The 17,086-nt window shown below is 57.4% G+C and carries 12 protein-coding genes and 2 pseudogenes; 7 read left to right on the top strand and 7 right to left on the bottom strand.

The annotated features are described in order from the left end of the window. Window positions 1-237 precede the first annotated feature (237 nt). On the bottom strand, window positions 238-1,455 hold the full coding sequence (locus tag RX972_RS01005; RefSeq protein WP_316872205.1) for a DUF1444 family protein: 1,218 nt from the start codon (window positions 1,453-1,455) through the stop codon (window positions 238-240). Between the two features lie 263 nt (window positions 1,456-1,718). Between RX972_RS01005 and RX972_RS01010 the strand changes: the two genes are divergently transcribed. After that, on the top strand, window positions 1,719-1,961 hold the full coding sequence (locus tag RX972_RS01010; protein WP_263268502.1) for a hypothetical protein: 243 nt from the start codon (window positions 1,719-1,721) through the stop codon (window positions 1,959-1,961). Between the two features lie 74 nt (window positions 1,962-2,035). Then, window positions 2,036-2,350 carry a hypothetical protein gene (locus tag RX972_RS01015; protein ID WP_316872207.1) on the top strand — a complete coding sequence of 105 codons (315 nt, stop codon included), beginning with the start codon at window positions 2,036-2,038 and terminating at the stop codon, window positions 2,348-2,350. A 44-nt stretch (window positions 2,351-2,394) separates the two neighbouring features. Here RX972_RS01015 and RX972_RS01020 read toward each other — a convergent pair whose 3' ends face one another. From RX972_RS01020 to RX972_RS01030, 3 genes and pseudogenes are all read right to left on the bottom strand, one after another. Further along, a complete protein-coding gene (locus RX972_RS01020) occupies window positions 2,395-2,760 on the bottom strand; it encodes an SMI1/KNR4 family protein (protein WP_027900110.1) in 366 nt (121 codons plus the stop codon). Between the two features lie 435 nt (window positions 2,761-3,195). Continuing rightward, the gene (locus RX972_RS01025) at window positions 3,196-4,224 is read right to left on the bottom strand and encodes a hypothetical protein (protein ID WP_316872208.1); all 1,029 of its coding nucleotides are present in this window, start codon (window positions 4,222-4,224) and stop codon (window positions 3,196-3,198) included. Between the two features lie 96 nt (window positions 4,225-4,320). Beyond that, window positions 4,321-4,497 (bottom strand): annotated as a pseudogene (locus tag RX972_RS01030) (VOC family protein); the annotation flags it as partial. A gap of 328 nt (window positions 4,498-4,825) precedes the next feature. Between RX972_RS01030 and RX972_RS01035 the strand changes: the two are divergent. Both RX972_RS01035 and RX972_RS01040 read left to right on the top strand, forming a co-directional pair. Then, a pseudogene (locus RX972_RS01035) lies at window positions 4,826-5,998 on the top strand (FAD-dependent monooxygenase); the annotation flags it as partial. A gap of 2 nt (window positions 5,999-6,000) precedes the next feature. After that, a complete protein-coding gene (locus tag RX972_RS01040) occupies window positions 6,001-6,492 on the top strand; it encodes a hypothetical protein (RefSeq protein ID WP_263268510.1) in 492 nt (163 codons plus the stop codon). Between the two features lie 133 nt (window positions 6,493-6,625). Here the strand turns inward: RX972_RS01040 and RX972_RS01045 are convergent, their stop codons facing one another. From RX972_RS01045 to RX972_RS01055, 3 genes are all read right to left on the bottom strand, one after another. Then, complete coding sequence (locus RX972_RS01045) at window positions 6,626-7,378, bottom strand: ABC transporter substrate-binding protein (RefSeq protein WP_316872209.1); 753 nt, start codon at window positions 7,376-7,378, stop codon at window positions 6,626-6,628. 177 nt (window positions 7,379-7,555) lie between these two features. Then, a complete protein-coding gene (locus RX972_RS01050; RefSeq protein WP_316872211.1) occupies window positions 7,556-9,100 on the bottom strand; it encodes an ATP-binding protein in 1,545 nt (514 codons plus the stop codon). After that, window positions 9,097-9,768: a heavy metal response regulator transcription factor gene (locus RX972_RS01055; protein ID WP_027900116.1), complete on the bottom strand. Its 672-nt coding sequence runs from the start codon at window positions 9,766-9,768 to the stop codon at window positions 9,097-9,099. The genes RX972_RS01050 and RX972_RS01055 overlap by 4 nt, the downstream gene beginning before the upstream one ends. A 149-nt stretch (window positions 9,769-9,917) precedes the next feature. On the opposite strand from RX972_RS01055, the gene RX972_RS01060 reads away from it, so the two are divergent. From RX972_RS01060 to RX972_RS01070, 3 genes are all read left to right on the top strand, one after another. Next, complete coding sequence (locus tag RX972_RS01060) at window positions 9,918-10,415, top strand: GlcG/HbpS family heme-binding protein (protein ID WP_410478182.1); 498 nt, start codon at window positions 9,918-9,920, stop codon at window positions 10,413-10,415. A gap of 15 nt (window positions 10,416-10,430) precedes the next feature. Then, the gene (gene uraH / locus RX972_RS01065; protein WP_316872213.1) at window positions 10,431-10,841 is read left to right on the top strand and encodes a hydroxyisourate hydrolase; all 411 of its coding nucleotides are present in this window, start codon (window positions 10,431-10,433) and stop codon (window positions 10,839-10,841) included. A gap of 491 nt (window positions 10,842-11,332) precedes the next feature. Beyond that, window positions 11,333-16,948 (top strand): putative Ig domain-containing protein, encoded by a 5,616-nt coding sequence (locus RX972_RS01070; protein WP_316872214.1) that lies wholly within the window; start codon window positions 11,333-11,335, stop codon window positions 16,946-16,948. Window positions 16,949-17,086: the final 138 nt, after the last annotated feature.

A 17,086-nucleotide genomic window follows, 5' to 3' on the forward strand; every position in this document is an offset into this window, starting at 1 on the left:
TGCCTTACAGATTGTCGACTTCATTGAGTTCCTCTTAAGGTCGGTTCTAGCGATCACCTGCGCTCTCCTGCCACTCGCAAAATTATCCTGGTGCCTGGATGATGCCAGGAGCGGTCATCCCGGTTGAGCTATCCGGAATGACTTTGGCCTCGACGTTAAACCTGCTCAACAATGCGGCACCGTCAGTGACACCAAGGATCTGATCAATTGCATTCGCTGGATAATTGGGAGTGTCATTCACAAGGCAGTCAAGCGATCAAGCTGCTCTGCTGAAGGGAATCCTAGTGTCCGATAGCGAGGTGGATAGCCAGCTTCTGTAGTCAGCAGATCGCCAAGCTCGGATTCAAGTTCGCTCCATAGAACGGTTTTGACTGTCGGCTCCCCACCCTCAAAGGGGTCAACCAACACGATGCGATCACTCTTGGGCAATAGGGTCGGCACATCTTTTGTCCAAGTGCTGATCGATACGGTTTTGCCGCTCTGGTCAGTCAGCTCGTAGAGAAGGTACGAGGCAACAAACACATCGACGCTCGTTTCCAGATTGACCTTATCGAGCAACTCTTTCTGATTACTGTAACTACCCTGGAGCAGCAGATGTTCCAGCGTGGCCAGACGGTTATTGACCGCTTCATCATCAGGGTGAAATGGGACGATATCGCGCCCGTCATAGGTATAAATGTCGGTGGAGACTGCCCTGCCCCTCTCAAGCGCTTTGAAGCCAAGCTCGACCATCTGACGGATGCCTTGCTCGTCCTTGTCGCCCGTGACCATCAAGACGTCACGACTGGGGATCATGAACACCGGTCGACCTTTAACGGGTGCGCGCTGTAGAACATCTGGCAACAAGACTCTGCTGCTGTCGTATCCGTCCGCCCACTCCGCGGAGTAAAGCCCAGGGATAATTTCACCAAAGGCATCGTGCGTAACATCGCGCAAGTTCTCAATGGAGATCGCCACTGCCTCATCCATTGTGACACCCCACTGCGCTTCAGGGCCGCTGGTAAGGGTGGCGGTGGACTCGGGAGAGTCAACGGCAAGCATAATCACACAGTCGCGGCCCAAGGGCTGATAAACGACATCGTGCCGCTTGTCGCTATGATTTCTGGCGTGCTCCAGTCGAATTTCCTCAAGCATGGCAAGATTTCGAATCACCGGACGTAATTGCGATTTCACGTCTTCAAAGACCGTCCCGGTTCTCTGGCCAGACACCAACAGAGTCGATACGTACCCACTCAGAATTGCGACCTTCTGGGTCTTGTCTCCATTTTGATAGTCGTGAAAGGCGTTATGAAGATTGAAGTACGAGCCATTGTTATGACGGATGCGAAACTCGCTAGCCTGAAAGTCCATGGCCTCGCTGTAGCCAGCCTTGCGGGCTGAATCGATAAATTTTTTGGCAAATTCTTCCTGAGTCAGAGGACGACTGAAGATTTTGTCGAGCAGGGATTTGAGCATGCACAGGATCCTTCGTGTCAGCAGGCATTTGTAAACAGAGTGGGTTGGGCGCGGCTAAACTTGTTCACAGCTTGAACGGCTGCTTTCTATATCGACGGGTCTCAGATGAAAAACAGGGTCGTACACCTGGAGCCAGGTTCATGAATTCTAACCCTAGACGGGCGTTATTTTGTTGTAAATGGCCGTTAGGTGTTAGGAGAAATTGCCCAAGAGCTACCTGATTTACAATGAGTCCAGTGCACTCTCAACATTAGGTATCAGGAATGATCAAGCGCGTTGCGATTACGACACTGGCCTTTCTCATTGCACTCCCATCATTCGAATGGTTATTTAGTGAAGCGGCAGTGATGTTCGAATTGGCAAACACGGGAGCCACATCAAGAGCTGAGCTGGCAGACGACTTTGGTCTTGGCATCATTGGAATCATGGTTGTCTTGCCAGCAACCATAATCGGTGCAGTCATCACAGCATCAGTTGTCTGGTGGAAAATGAGCCCCCGAGAGTGAGGCTAAATGCCTGGCAGAACATCCAGAGCGGCTGAAAGAAGCGCTTCACGAGGCGATCCTCCTGTAAAACCCAAATGTTGGTTCCTGCCGTGAAGATAGTGAAATCTGCCCGTTTTGACGATGTCGACCTTGATCTGGAGTACGAGTACCGTGGATACAATTACAGCGTAGAGCACGAAGGAAAAATGTTCCTGATCAGAACTTACGATGACGAGCCTGGGCGGGCGATAGTCATCAGTCCGGCTACGATGCATACCAACGGTAATCTTGGGCCGCTTGTCTCTTTCTTGCAGGCGGAGTTAGGGGTCTCCAGAATCAGGCTCTATAAGGGAGACTTGGGAAGCTACGCCGAGATCGACCCTGATACGTTAGCGTTCCTTCCCGTTTGAATCAGGCTGCGACAGCAAGATTTTTTGGGGAGACGCACTCCAGGTCACTCAAGAGCTACGCAGACCTGTTCGAACCACGCCGCAAAGGTTGGCCAGCTCTCGTCTGTACTTCCGTTGTGTGACCAGTATCGAACAGCCCCCGCCTGCGATATGCAGAAGTAGTCGCTGTTATCCTCAATGAAAGGCAACCAATCCCGCGACAAGCCCTGAGCCCAGGCGGCTTCAGCAATTTCAAAGATATCCAGATGGCTGCATCCGCTCAAAATCAACGCGGGTTCAAATACGGCGTTTGCGACATCGCTGCCACCTTTCAGGAACTGGATATATTGATCGGGAAAGCGAAAATTGAGCCTGCTCTCCGCGTCAGCAATTTCAGCATCTGTTGGGATACGAAAAGGATCGTCTGTCATTCGTTCAAGTCCGAGTGTTGATCAGTATCGTGCGGTGAGCTTATTCAATCAGAAAGTGCAGGAGTCCGCTTTGGGTCGATAGCGGCGGCTGCGCACTACGCCGTCAGCCATGGCATCAACGCTAACGTGATTCGAAAGTGGATGCCGCTGTACCGAGATCAGCCACCAGCGATGCTATCAGCTTTTATTCCAGTGAAATCTACGCCAAAACGGTCGACTGAACAGTCGGCGGTTATCGATCTGTCGTTTGGCGATCAATCGACCACAGTGAACTGGCCAACTTCTAATCATGAAGCTGGTGGTTCTATCACGCGACTTTAAAAGGCTGTAATTCGCGCCGAAAGGCGGCAATTCAGCTATCAGCAAGGTGTGTCTGCCAGACGCTCACATTAAGCGAGCACAATAGGCTGAAGCCCGGTAAACCAACATCTCTCATTATTCAAAAATCCCTTTCACCAACGCGAGCCCTAGCGTCTCGCGCCTCGCATCAATCTCCTGATCAACCCCCCGCTTACCACTCACCAGCCGCATAGCTTTCAACTCTGGCAACGGCTGATCAAGCAAAGCCAGCAAATCCAACTCCGGCGTTTTATAAATCGACAACTTGCCAATCGGCGCTTCGCCCAACCCGTCAATTCGCCCAAGCGACTTGAGATTAGCCAAACGCAACGCCCGCAACCTGCTACCCGTCCCGAAAACCAGCTCACCCAAGTGCGGCTGATCCTCAATCTCCAACACCTCAAGCCTGGGAAAGCGTCCAGGCTCCAGCGCTTGCAACCCGCGCACCCGGAGCAGGCTCAAGTGCGTAACGCTGTCACTGAACAACTCCGGCATCGCCTCACGGCTGCCAAAACCGATTGAAAGAGTCTTCAAACCAGGTAACTTCGAGATCACCTCAAACGTGGTGGTGGCCGGCTGTCGGTACAGGCTGAGTTCGGTCAGTCCAGTAAGCGCTTCCAGCGGCTTCAGCCCCTGGGTTTTTGCATTCAGGTGCAGCACCCGCAGGTGGGGCAGGCGGCTGACCGAAGCGAGGTCCAGCTTTGGCCCCACTTCCTGGAAAACCCGCAGCATGGTCAGGTTTTGCAAGTTGCTGAAGGCCAATATCGGGTTCAGGTCAAGCTTGTCCACGCCAAGCGCCAGGCTGCGCAGGTGCTCAAGGCTTGCAAGCGTCTCAAGCCGTTCGGCGTGATAGAGGCAATCGAGGGTCAAGGTCTGCACATTAGGCAGGGCTTCGAGTGTGCGACCGTCGAAGGGCTGGTCGGCGGCGTAGTGCCCGTAGAAGCGCACGTCGAGGCGATGGCCGTGTTGTGCGCACAAGGCATCCAGCGCTGTCAATATCGGTGCCGGGTATTGCTCGGGCGCCAAGAACTGCACCACGACGTGTTCGTCACTGTTGCCGAGCAGTTCGGCCACGGTGGTTTTCAGGTCGTGCAACGAAGGTGAGTGGATACGTTGGGGCAACATGGCACAGCCTTTTAAGCAGAGAGTGGGGGTCGATGTCAGGAGTGGCGGCATTCACAACGTCGGTTTCGGCCGCTCTGGAGCAACTCGAATCCGCTTGCGATCCTCTTCCAGTGAAGGCACATAGGGAAGTCCGCACCAGAGATCACCCAGGCTAAGATACGCCCCAGTATTCCAGCGTGCAGACAACTTGAAGCCTAGCGTTTCCTCATAAAAGGCAATGCTGCGTGGCAAGCTGCATACGGCGAGGATGAGATGATTGAATCCGGTCAGCATGAGATCGCCTGGAACAGATGGACGGCTAGAATGTAGATCAGACAGGATGAAATGTCAGCTTTGGCTGCAATGAAGCTCAGCCCCCAATGCCACATATCAGAATCATCCACCCAAGAGATCGTAAAGGCGGGATGCCCGGACGGTGACTTCTTATAAATTCAGCAATCGGCATTTGCGGTCAGGCTATATCGGGAACACGATCGCCGCGGGACGTCATCACAAGCGCTCACCCGTTCAGTATTGCCTGTGCCAATAGCGACTAATGGCCCGTCGAGCTAACCCGGAATACGGCCCTATAAAACTTCACGGAGAAAGCCAGATGTCACGCCGCATACTCATCACAGGAGCCAGCATCGCAGGCTGCGCCACCGCTTGGTGGCTGGCTCAGCAGAAATGCGATGTCACGGTCGTCGAGCAGGCGCCAGCCTTTCGGGACGGTGGGCAGAATGTTGATGTCCGGGGCCCGGCCCGGGAGGTGCTGCGGCTTATGGGGCTTGAGCAAGCGGTTAGAGATCACAATACTGGCGAGCGTGGAATAGCGTGGGTCGACAACCAAAACACGACCGTGGCTCGTATTGACCTGGCTGATCTGGAAGGAGACGGCCCTACCGCCGAGCTGGAGATATTGCGCGGCGATTTGGCCCGTCTCATCTACGAAGCATCATTGCCTCACACCGAGTATCGCTTCGGGGAGCGGGTCACTGCGGTAGTACAGGATGAGAAAGGAGCGATTGTCAGGTTCGAGAGCGGCACCGAGGAGCGCTTTGATCTGGTGATCGTAGCCGAAGGCGTTGGCTCATACACTCGGGACATGGTGTTTCCAGAAGAGAACACACCTCGCTGGATGGATCTGGCGACCGCATTCTTCACCGTGCCACGCGCTTCGACGGACAGTGAGACCGCACGTTGGTATAACGCTCCCGGCGGTCGAAGCGCAGGCGTGCGCCCGGACAATTGTGGTACCACCCGCGCCTTCTTCAACATTCAGGGGCAGCGAAACGTGGCAACCGTCAGGACTATCGCCCAGCAGAAGGCTTTTCTGAAAACGCATTTCGAAGGTGCAGGATGGGAAGTACCACGCCTGCTCTCGGGTATGGAGGCAGCCGACGACTTCTGGTTCGACGATCTGCGGCAGGTGAAGATCAAACGGTGGTCGGCGGGTCATGTGGTTCTCACCGGCGACGCCGCCTGGTGCGTCACCCCACTGGGAGGGGTTGGTGCTTCACTGGCCCTTGTAGGCGCATACGTGCTGGCTGGCGAACTCTCGAAATCCCACGATCTTTCTGCTGCGCTTGCAGCTTATGAGAGCGTCCTGCGACCCGTTGTCGAAAAGTCGCAGAACATCCCGAAGATCGTCCCCCGCCTGACCCACCCTCACAGCCGCGTGGGGATCACCTTGCTCCGTACCGTGCAGCGGATTGTTGCAAGTCCTGTTATTAGCAAGCGTGCAGCGAAATCGCTTACTCCAGCTCTACAATCGTTCAAACTCCCGAGCTATTAACCGTGCTTAACGACGCGTTTCTCTGTCTCCTCGCCACACTCGATTTTCCAGACAAATATTGGGCGTTGTGCGACCGCTTCCCTTTAGTTCCTGGTTCATCATTTGCTGCGTCGAAAAAAGAGATACTTGCCGCCTTCGAAGCGGCTGGGGCCTCCATCCGCTACGACAGTCGCGATCGATCATTTGAGATCGAGTCGGAAAAGATTGGCGCGATTGAATGGAAGGCGTTGCTCGTAAAGCAGCGCGGAGGCCTCGAGTTCATGATTTCGGGGCTCGGCCCTGAAGGATATATCGGGTCTAACTTTGCTGTGCTTGCCTATGAGGGAAAGCGCAAGGAAGACCCAGGCTTTGTCCGCAGTCCGTTCTCAGGCCCCCCGCCATACCCAAGACCTTCAGCCTCAAATCCTGTTCAGCTCGCAGCTCTAGTGCAAGAGTTCGTTGGACTGGTGAGGGAAATCAAGGCAGCACTTCGCAAATGCGCAGAGGCTGTGTAACGGATCGCTCAGCGGGATCGAGGGACGACAAAGGTCACGCCCATTCTTAAAAATCGAAATGCTGATCAAACACCATCTGTCGTCCGTGATTGATCAGCACATTTTCCCAGCCCGTCAGATCAGGTTTAAAGCATCACAAGTCACCTAATCTCTCATACCGCCCCTGAATCCGCCCCAGCTCCCCCGACTTTCGTAGTTTATCCAACGCCCTCCTCCACCCCGTCACCACCTCATCATCACAATCCAGACTGAACGCGATGTACAACGAAGACCGGTAAACCTCCACCGGTATCCGCCTCAGCGTGCCCGGCGGGATTTTCAGTTGGCGGGTGTAGTAAGCGACGCCTGCGTCGGTGTCGCCGACGATGATGTCGGTGCGCCCGGCAAGGAGCATGCGGTAAAGCTGAGGGCTTTGGGTGGCGGTTTTGTCGAGGTTGGTGAAGTTGAGGGCTTGCAGGGTGTCGGGCACCAGACCGGCGTGTCGGGTGGTCACCATTGGCGCCTGGCGGAGTTGTTCCAGGGTGTTTAACGGCGGAGCATCGGCCATTTGGTAGGGGTGAATGGACTCTTCGACGATGGGACCGACCCATTTGTATAACGGCTCGCGCTCGGTAGTGCGGAACATGGAGTACATGATGGTTTTGGGACGCGAATTCAGTGCGTAGCTGGCGCGCATGCTGGGTAGCAGCACGATGTCGAACTTGTCCCCGGTGAGTGCCATGATGGCCCGGACAATTTCGGTGGTCATTCCAGTGAGTTGGTTGTTTTCCACATAGTTGTAGGGCGCCCACTCTTCGGTCACGACCTGATAGTGATCGGCCCTGACGGGGGGGCTGAGTAACAGGCTGAGGCAGAGCAATGCTGCGTTGGGTATCGAATGTCTCACGTGTTCTGCCTGGTAGGCTGTGCGCGAAGGGTCGACCTTGTCTGCAAGGTCAAACTCAGCATAGACCCTTCCAGACATCTACCCCCTTGAACCACGCTGCAAACGGTGAGGTTTATCACGTTTCTTCAGCGATAAACCTGGGCAGAGCGGGTTTAGCACCGCTCAGGAAGGTGAACTTCAGGTCGGCAGAACCAGCGTGAAAACAGTCCCGGCGCTATCACTTGCCACGGTGACCTGACCGCCATGGGCTTGCATGATAGAGCGCACGATAGCCAGGCCAAGTCCGCCCGAGTCGCCGGGCTGGTTACGGGAAGGATCGCAGCGATAAAAGCGCTCGAAAAGGTGCGGCAGATGCTCTGCGCCGATAGGCTCGCCGATGTTGTGCACGTATACCTCGAAACCGCCCGCTCTCAGCGTGCTGCCGATGGTTATAGGGGTGTTCGGTGACGCATAACGCAGGGCGTTCGCGATCAGGTTGGCCAATGCACGGCGCAGTAATTCCGGGTCGGCGTTTAGCGTGCACTGGCTCTTATCAAACACGGAATAACCATCTGAATAAACCTGGTCTTTCTGTTGGAGCGAGGCTTGCCCGCGAAGAACGATAGCGTGGTGTGCGTGACTTACCGAGTCGACGCCTTCGCGGGCAAGCCTCGCTCCCACAAGCCCGTGTTTGCCGCACGACAGCGGGGTGTCAGTGACACTGGGGCGGCTCCTATTGATCAGCTCGATGCCACGGTCTTCTCCCATGCCTTCGAAGTAATCGCACAACTGAGCGACCATCGCGTAAAGGTCGATCTGTTGGCGGTTGATCGAGGCTTTGGGCTGTTCGGTACGCGCCAGGAACAACATGCTGTCGATCATGCGCGCCAGCCGTTCGTATTCTTCCTGATTGGAAACCAGCAGTTCCTGATAGACCTCGGGCGAGCGGCTGCGGCCCAGTGTCTGTTGGGTTTGTCCCATGAGATTGCTCAGCGGTGTGCGCATTTCATGGGCAAGGTCTTCGCTGAAGCGGGTGAGCTGGGCGAACCCGTCTTCCAGACGGGCGAGCATCTGGTTGAGGGCGTGACTCAGGGCACTCAGTTCGTTGACGTCCTTGAACGCCTGCAACCGCAGATGCAGGTGTTGCGCATCGATGCTGGCAGCGCGTGTCGCCAGTTGTCGAACCGGGCGCAGCCCCCTCTGGCTGACCATCCAGCCCAGCAGGAACGCCAACACTGCGCCGACCAGCAAGGCCATCCAGATTTTCATGCGGTAGGCGCTGAGCATTTGCTCGCGCTCGTTGACCAGCTTGCCAGCGATCAGTTTGAGGTGTCGATCGGTGCCTGGCACATCGAGCCACGCCAGCCGCAACGACTTATCACCCGGGCTATCACCCAACTGTGGCGAAGTCGCTGCTGGCAACTCGGGCACTGGCAAGGCAAGCGGGTTGACGTCAATGAGCAGTTGCCCGGCGTCATCGACAATCCATAGCACGTTATCGCGATTGCCCAGCATGTTTTCGTAAAGCTGCGGACGTTTGCGCAGGGTGTCGATGCTGTCGCTGTCAGTGATCAGCGCCTGCATGCGCTGCACGCGACCGAGTAGCGCTTGATCATCGCGCCAGGTGATTTCGCGTTGCAGGGATTGATAGAGGTAAAAGCCGACAGCGCCTAAAAGCAGCACGCTGACCAAAGCGAACATGAACGCCAGGCGCAGGCTCAGGGTTCGGGGCCACAGGGTCATTGCTGCAGCTCCAGCAGGTAACCAATGCCGCGCACGGTATGGATAAGTTTCGCTTGGTAGGGATCGTCGACTTTGGCACGTAGCCGCCGAATCGCGACGTCGACCACGTTGGTGTCACTGTCGAAATTCATTTGCCAGACGTGGGAGGCGATCAGCGCACGGGACAGGACTTCGCCCTCTCGACTGAGCAGAAGATGCAGCAGTGCGAATTCCTTGTTGGTCAGGTTCAGGCGTTCGCCATTACGGGTGACTTTGCGCTTGAGCAAATCCAGCTGCAGATCGGCGATCTGAAACTGTTCCACTTCACGAGGCGGACCGCGACGCAGCAAAGTGCGAACCCGGGCCAGCAGCTCCGCGTAGGAAAAGGGTTTAACCAGGTAATCATCGGCACCCAGTTCGAGGCCTTTGACGCGATCTTCCACGGCGTCGCGTGCAGTGAGGAACAGCACCGGTGTCTGCCATTTACGGCGAATGATCTGCAGCAGTTGCCAGCCGTCGAGGCCGGGCAACATGACGTCGAGGATGATCAGGTCGAACTCGCTTTCCTGAACCAGATGCAGCCCGTCCAGACCGTTCAAGGCCACTTCCACCAGATAGCCGGACTCCCCCAGCCCTTTGCGCAGGTAATCCGCTGTTTTCGCTTCGTCTTCAACCACCAGGATACGCATTAAGTCCTCCGCCACTGATGCATAGCGTAAGCCGATACGCCGCCCCATCTCATTACAAATACGTAATCCGCAGGCAATCAGTTTGTGCGGAAGGCTTGGGCAGTATGGCTGGCAATTGCTCAGCCGAGCCTGAACCGGAGATTTGCATGCTGATCCGAAGCGTCACCCTTTCTTTATTGACACTGACCATGGGGTCCGGCGTCGCGCTGGCCGATGTGCCGAACGTCGCCCAGCGTCCGGATGTCACCCTGAAGCTTGCCAATGACCTGCTGAGTGCAACCTTGGCGGCCTGTCACGCCGATGGCAAAACCGCTGTCGCTGCGGTGGTTGATCGCGGCGGCAATCTGGTCGCTGTGCAGCGCGACGACAATGTTGGCCCGCACAACACGCTCGCGGCGCAACGCAAAGCCTTTACTGCGCTGTCGACCAAAACCCCGACGCGACTGCTGTCCGAACGCGCTCGCAACAATCCTGAAGCCGAGAACCTCAACACCCTTGATGAGCTGCTGCTGTTAGGCGGAGGCGTGCCGTTGAAGGTGGGCGATCAGGTTATCGGCGCTATCGGCGTTGCGGGTGCAGGTGGTGCGGAAGTCGATGAAGGCTGCGCGCTGAAAGGCATCGCTCACGTTTTACCCAACCTCAAATAATCTGGAATATCACTTATGAACATGTTCAAAACACTGATTGCAGGCGCTGTATTGAGCGGCCTTTCGTCCATCGCGCTGGCGGCGGGTAATCCGCTGAGCGTACACGTGCTGAACCTGCAGGACGGCCTGCCTTCCTCCGATGTCAGCGTGACGCTGGAAAAACAGGAAGGTCAGGGCTGGAGCACGCTGAACAAGGGTGTAACCAATGAACAGGGCCGGATTACCGGGCTGTACCCGGATGGCAAGACGCTGGAGAAAGGCACCTATCGCGTAACGTTCAAGACAGGTGAATGGTTCCAGAAGCACCAGACGGCGAGTTTCTTTCCCGAAGTGCCGGTGATCTTCAACGTTGACGGCAGCTTGCCGCATTACCACATTCCGCTGCTGATCAGCCCTTATGGGTTCTCGACGTATCGCGGGAGCTAGTAGGCGCATTGTTGCGTGGATGGATCTGACATAAGCGCCATCGTTCATCGCGAGCAAGCTCGGCTCCCACAGATGTCGGCGATCCTCTGTGGGAGCTGGGCTTGGTCTGGGCGGCATTCCGACGAATCAGGCATCTCGGTGGTTCAGGCATACCGCGTCATCGTTCATCGCGGGCAAGCTCGGCTCCAACTAATAAGCATCGCATTCCCTTGTAGGAGCTGCCGAAGGCTGCGAAGGCGTTTTGCCTGACGCACCACATCGCAGCCTTCGGCAGCTCCTACAAGGGTGTGCGGTAATTAATCACTAAGTAATGGCGTCAACAAAACGTCTAAAAATCACATTCGTTACACATCGTTTTTTCCAACCGCCGAACGGGTGACGGTTTCCCGACGCACGGTCACAACTTTTACGCGTCTTCGTGTCATATCAGAGTGCTAGCCGATTGGATTTTGGCAGCCGAGCAACCTAAGCCTGATAACGGAGATAACCCCATGATTTTTAACGTCCAAAATTTTGGCGCCAAAGGAGATGGCGTCACGGATGACACCGCTGCCATCCAAAAGGCTATTGATGCTGCAGCAGCGGCAGGCGGGGGTCAGGTTTATATTCCGCCAGGGACGTTCATTGTCAGTGGGGGTGAGGAACCGTCGGACGGCTGCCTCATGCTCAAAAGCAATGTGTACATGTACGGCGACGGGATGGGCGTTTCGAACATCAAGGTGGCTGACGGCTCGGATACGAAAATCACCGGCATCATTCGCTCGGCGTACGGCGAAGAAACCCATGACTTCGGCCTCAGCAACCTGACCCTCGATGGCAACCGGGATAACACCACCGGCAAGATCGACGGCTGGTTCAACGGTTACATTCCCGGCCAGGAAGGTTACGACTCCAACGTCACCCTGGACGGCGTCGAAATCAAGGACTGCTCCGGTTACGGCTTCGACCCGCACGAACAGACCGTCAACATGGTCATCAAGAACAGCGTGTCCCACGGCAATGGCCTGGACGGCTTCGTGGCTGACTTTCTCAGCAACAGCACGTTCGAGAACAACGTCGCCTACGACAACGACCGCCATGGCTTCAACGTGGTCACCAGCACTCACGACTTCACCCTGACCAATAACGTCGCCTACAACAATGGCGGCGGCGGGATCGTGGTACAGCGCGGCAGCGAGAACATTCCTTCGCCGAGCAACATCGTCATCACCGGTGGCGAGGTTTACGGCAACGGTGCCGAAGGCGTGCTCATCAAGTTGTCCAGCGATGTCACCCTCAGCGGTGTGGATATCCACGACAACGGCAGCGCCGGGGTGCGGATCTACGGCAGCAACAACGTTGACGTGACCGACAACACCCTTAGCAACAACGCCCTGAAAGGCGGTGTACCGGAAATCATCATCCAGTCCTACGACGATACCCTTGGCGTCTCCGGCAAGTATTTCAACGGCAGCGACAACACGATTCAGGGCAACACCATCACCGGCAGCAACCTGTCGACCTACGGCGTGGCCGAACGCAACGAAGATGGCACCGACCGCAACGCAATCATCGGCAACACCATTGGCCATACCACCAAGGGCGAGACCCTTGTTTATGGCGATGGCAGTTACGTCAGCGCCACCGTTCCAGTCGTCACTGTTCAGGGCACCGACGGCAACGACACGCTGATCGGCAGCAGCGCCAATGAAATCCTTTATGGCGCAGCTGGTAACGACGTGATCAATGCCGGGGCAGGAGCCGATATCCTGGTCGGCGGCGCGGGCGTCGACAAGCTCACCGGCGGTGCGGGCGCGGAAACCTTTCGCTTCGCCAGCCAGTCCGACAGCTATCGCAACGCGACGAACAGCTTCGTCGACACCGTTACCGATTTCGATGTCACTCAAGACAAGATCGATATCGCCGACCTGGGCTTCACCGGGCTGGGTACCGGTCGCGGCGGCACCTTGCAGCTCACCTACAACGCCAGCAACGACCGCACCTACATCAAGGATTACGATGCGGATGCCAACGGCAATCGCTTCGAGCTGATTCTGAACGGCAATCTCACCAGCACGCTGACGGCCGACAACTTCATCTTCAACCGGACGGTGACCGGCACCAGCGGCAACGACTCGTTGCAGGGCACGGCGGCGGCAGACACCCTGCTTGGCCTGGCCGGTAACGACAGCCTGGCTGGCGGCGCGGGCGATGACACGCTCAATGGCGGCTCGGGCATGGACACGCTCAGCGGTGGTGCGGGCGCGGACACCTTTGTGTTCTCCGAACGCACGGACAGCTACCGCAACTACAACGCAGGCGGCGCTAACCTGGGTGACCTGATCACCGACTTTGATCGCACCGCCGACAAGATCGACGTCTCGGCGCTGGGCTTCACCGGACTGGGCGATGGCAAAAATAACACCCTGTATCTGGTGCTCAACGACGCCGGGACCAAGACTTACATCAAGTCACTGGAAGCCGATGCCAACGGCAACCGCTTCGAGATCGCGCTGGATGGCAATTACCTCGACAAGCTGACCAACGCCAATTTCGTCTTCGCCACCGCGCCCACCACCAATCAGGCGCCAATCGTGGCGACGCCGCTGCTGGATCAGAATGCGACGGAAAACACCGCGTTCAGCTATGTCGTCCCTGCGACCAGTTTCACCGATCCTGACAATGACAGCCTCAGCTACACCGCATCCCTCGCCGACGGCAGCGCCCTGCCCGGCTGGCTGACGTTCGACGCTGCCAGCCGCACACTCAGCGGCACGCCGGACAGCACCGCTTCGGGCAACTATTCAGTGAAAATTACTGCCACTGACGGCAGCAATGCCACGGTCAGCGACAGTTTCACACTGGCGGTGCAGGACGTTCCGGGTGCGCCGATCATCATCAATGGCACACCAAACAACGACACCCTGACGGGCACTGCGGCCAACGAGCAATTGCTGGGCGGTGCAGGTAACGACACGCTCAACGGCGGCGCGGGCAACGATATTCTTGTCGGCGGTGCCGGCGCGGACAAACTTACCGGTGGTGACGGCGCTGACGTTTTCCGCTTCACCTCGAAGATGGACAGTTATCGCACCAGCACGACCAGCGCCAGTGATCAGATCCTTGATTTCGATGTAGCCGCCGACAAGATCGACGTTTCGACGCTGGGTTATACCGGCCTGGGCAACGGCCTCAACGGTACGCTGCAGGTCACCTACAACGCGTCCAACAACCGCACTTATCTCAAAGACAATACGGTCGACGCCAACGGCAACCGCTTTGAGGTTTCAATGGCGGGCAATCTGGTCAACAGCCTGACGGCCAACCATTTCGTGTTCGCTGACCAGAACACGCCGAGCAATGTCGCGCCAGTCGTAGTGATTCCGCTGCTGGACCAGAACGCCACTGAAAACACCGCCTTCTCGTACACGGTGACCAGCGACAGCTTCGCCGATGGCAACAAGGATGTGTTGAGCTACAGCGCCACCCTCGCAGACGGTACAGCGCTGCCTTCATGGTTGAGCTTTGACGCCGTCAACCTGACCTTCAGCGGCACACCCACCAGCACAGCGGCAGGCAACTACGACGTACTGATCAAAGCCACCGACCCAGCGGGTGCGTCGGTCAGTGACAACTTCGCATTGGTGGTGGCGGATGCTCCGGCCAATACCATCGCAGGCACCGACAACCCTGAAACCCTGACCGGTACAGCAGGCGCGGACCTGATTCTGGGTCTGGGCGGCAACGATACAATCCGCGCGGGTGCCGGGGCGGATATTATTGACGGCGGCGCCGGACGTGACTCGCTTTACGGCGGTGAAGGTGCCGACACGTTCCGCTACAGCAACGTGCTCGACAGCTACCGCGATTACGACGCGGGCGGGGTTACCGCAACCGACACGATCTATGACTTCACCCAGGGTGTGGACAAGATTGATGTCTCGGCCTTGGGCTTCCTCGGGCTGGGCGACGGCAGCAACGGCACGCTGTACATGACCCTCAATGAGGCGGGCGACAAGACCTACGTCAAATCCAGTGTGCCCGACGCTGATGGCAACCGTTTCGAAATCGCCCTCAGCGGCAACTACCTCAACACGCTGACCGCCGACGACTTCGTTTTCGGCGAACGCGCCCAGCAGGACATTCTTTACCTGCCGACGCTTGGGCAGTCCAACGCGCGACTGCTGCGCATGACCGAGGACGATGATCAATCCGGCACCTCGATGCTGGTCAACGACCTGAGCAAGTACACCACTTACGACGTGCGCAGCCAGTTCAACGATGCTGACGGCAATGGCATCGACATCGCAGTGGGCGGCAGCACCGTCAACGGCATGTCCACACTGGGCGCCGAAGAGCTGAAATTGTGCTGGTGGTTGACCGACACCAACGAGCCGGGCCCGGCGCTGTTGCGTGCCGTTGCACTGCTGCAGAACCAGCTCACCGAGCTCAAGGCCATCGATAACGTCAAGATGGGCATCATCTGGGGTCAGGGCGAAGAAGCGGCGCAGGAAATTGGCCGGGCCACTGACAAACAGGCAGCGGCTGCGGACTACAAAGCGGCAACACTGGCGGTGTTCGACTACCTGCACGCGCAGGTCGGCAGCTTCGATGTGTACATGATGGAGACCGGTCACTACGACCAGGACGCAGCCCGTGCACGGGGTTATTCCGAAGAGAAGATCGCGCAGATTGTTGAGGGTGTGGACTACGTCCGCGCCACACAGGAAGCGATTGCTGCCGAACGTACCGACGTGAAACTGGCCGTCGATTACACCGACTTGCCACTGCGCCATGAAGTGGATCCGCTGGTGTATCCCGATGACGTCTGGCACTTGCATGAAGAGTCCGCAGAAATCGTCGGCCAGCGTCTGGCTGACTACATTGCTGATGACTTGGGCTTCAAGGGCAACCCGAACGACAACAACAGCGTGCAGGACATCTTCGACAACGCTCATAACGAAGGCGGGATGATCTTCGGCACCGATCAGGCCGACACGCTGGTTGGCACTTCGGGCAACGACACGCTGGACGGCGACCTGGGCTCTGACACCATGACCGGCGGCGACGGCAACGATATTTATGTGGTCGACAACGCCTTCGACAGCGTGGTGGAAAGCAACACCTCTCCCGCACAGATCGACACCGTCCAAGCCTCGGTCAGCTGGACACTGGGCGACAACCTGGAAAATCTTGTGTTGACCGGCGTCTCGGCTATCGACGGAACAGGCAACGCGCTCCGCAACTTCATCACCGGTAACTCGGCCAATAACGTCATTAACGGCGCGGCTGGCGCGGACAGCATGAGCGGCGGTAACGGCAGCGACACCTATTACGTGGACGACATCGGCGACAACGTGATCGAGACCAACAGTGACAAGGTGTCGGGCGGTACCGACAGCGTTCACAGCAGCCTGGCGACCTACACGCTCACGGCGAACGTTGAAAACCTGTACATCGACAGCAACGCGGCGGCCAATGGCATCGGCAACGCGCTGGACAACATCCTGTTCGCGGGTGCTGGCGATAACGTCCTGGAAGGCCGTGATGGCAACGATACGGTTTCGTTCGAGCGCGCTCTGGCGGGCATCACTGCGACGCTGTCCACCTCTGCGCAGCAAAACACCGTGGGCTCGGGACTGGATACCCTCAAGGGCATCGAAAACCTGACCGGCAGTGCTTATGCCGACACCCTCTCCGGCAACAGCAGCGCCAACGTGCTGAATGGCGGCGCCGGCAATGACACGCTGGTGGGTGGTGCTGGCAATGACCGACTGATCGGCGGCGAAGGCACGGACAGTCTGACCGGCGGAACAGGCGCTGACACTTACGTCTTCGGCTCGCTTTCGGACATGGGCACCGGTGCCTTGCGGGACGTCATCAGCGGCTTTAAAACCGCTGATGGTGATCAACTGGACTTCACCGGTCTGGATGCCAACCCGCTGACCAGCGGGATGGACGCCTTCAAGTTCATCGGCAGCAACGCCTTCGACACCGCAGACGCCACCGGCCAGATTCGTTTCGCCGACGGCATCCTCTACGGCAGCCTGAATGCGGACGCCACAGCGGAGTTCGAAATCCAGCTGGTCGGCGTCAAGGAGCTGCACGCCAGCGACTTTACTGCCTGATCGGTCTGTGGGAATCCGGTGTGGCTTCTGATATCAGTGGCTGCATCGGATCTCTACACATTGGTCTGTAGGAGCTGCCGCAAGCGTGGGACGGGGGGTTGGGGGGGCCCCGGCCGAAGCAGGCTTGGGGCAGGGCGT

The organism is Pseudomonas syringae group sp. J309-1 (genome assembly GCF_032582135.1).
In the GTDB taxonomy this organism is placed as follows: Bacteria; Pseudomonadota; Gammaproteobacteria; order Pseudomonadales; family Pseudomonadaceae; genus Aquipseudomonas; species Aquipseudomonas quasicaspiana.

Coding starts and splice junctions, on each gene's coding strand:
- RX972_RS01005 (WP_316872205.1), bottom strand. CDS start 1,455: ATGCTCAAATCCCTGCTCGACAAAATCTTCAGTCGTCCTCTGACTCAG.
- RX972_RS01010 (WP_263268502.1), top strand. CDS start 1,719: ATGATCAAGCGCGTTGCGATTACGACACTGGCCTTTCTCATTGCACTC.
- RX972_RS01015 (WP_316872207.1), top strand. CDS start 2,036: ATGTTGGTTCCTGCCGTGAAGATAGTGAAATCTGCCCGTTTTGACGAT.
- RX972_RS01020 (WP_027900110.1), bottom strand. CDS start 2,760: ATGACAGACGATCCTTTTCGTATCCCAACAGATGCTGAAATTGCTGAC.
- RX972_RS01025 (WP_316872208.1), bottom strand. CDS start 4,224: ATGTTGCCCCAACGTATCCACTCACCTTCGTTGCACGACCTGAAAACC.
- RX972_RS01050 (WP_316872211.1), bottom strand. CDS start 9,100: ATGACCCTGTGGCCCCGAACCCTGAGCCTGCGCCTGGCGTTCATGTTC.
- RX972_RS01055 (WP_027900116.1), bottom strand. CDS start 9,768: ATGCGTATCCTGGTGGTTGAAGACGAAGCGAAAACAGCGGATTACCTG.
- uraH (WP_316872213.1), top strand. CDS start 10,431: ATGAACATGTTCAAAACACTGATTGCAGGCGCTGTATTGAGCGGCCTT.
- RX972_RS01070 (WP_316872214.1), top strand. CDS start 11,333: ATGATTTTTAACGTCCAAAATTTTGGCGCCAAAGGAGATGGCGTCACG.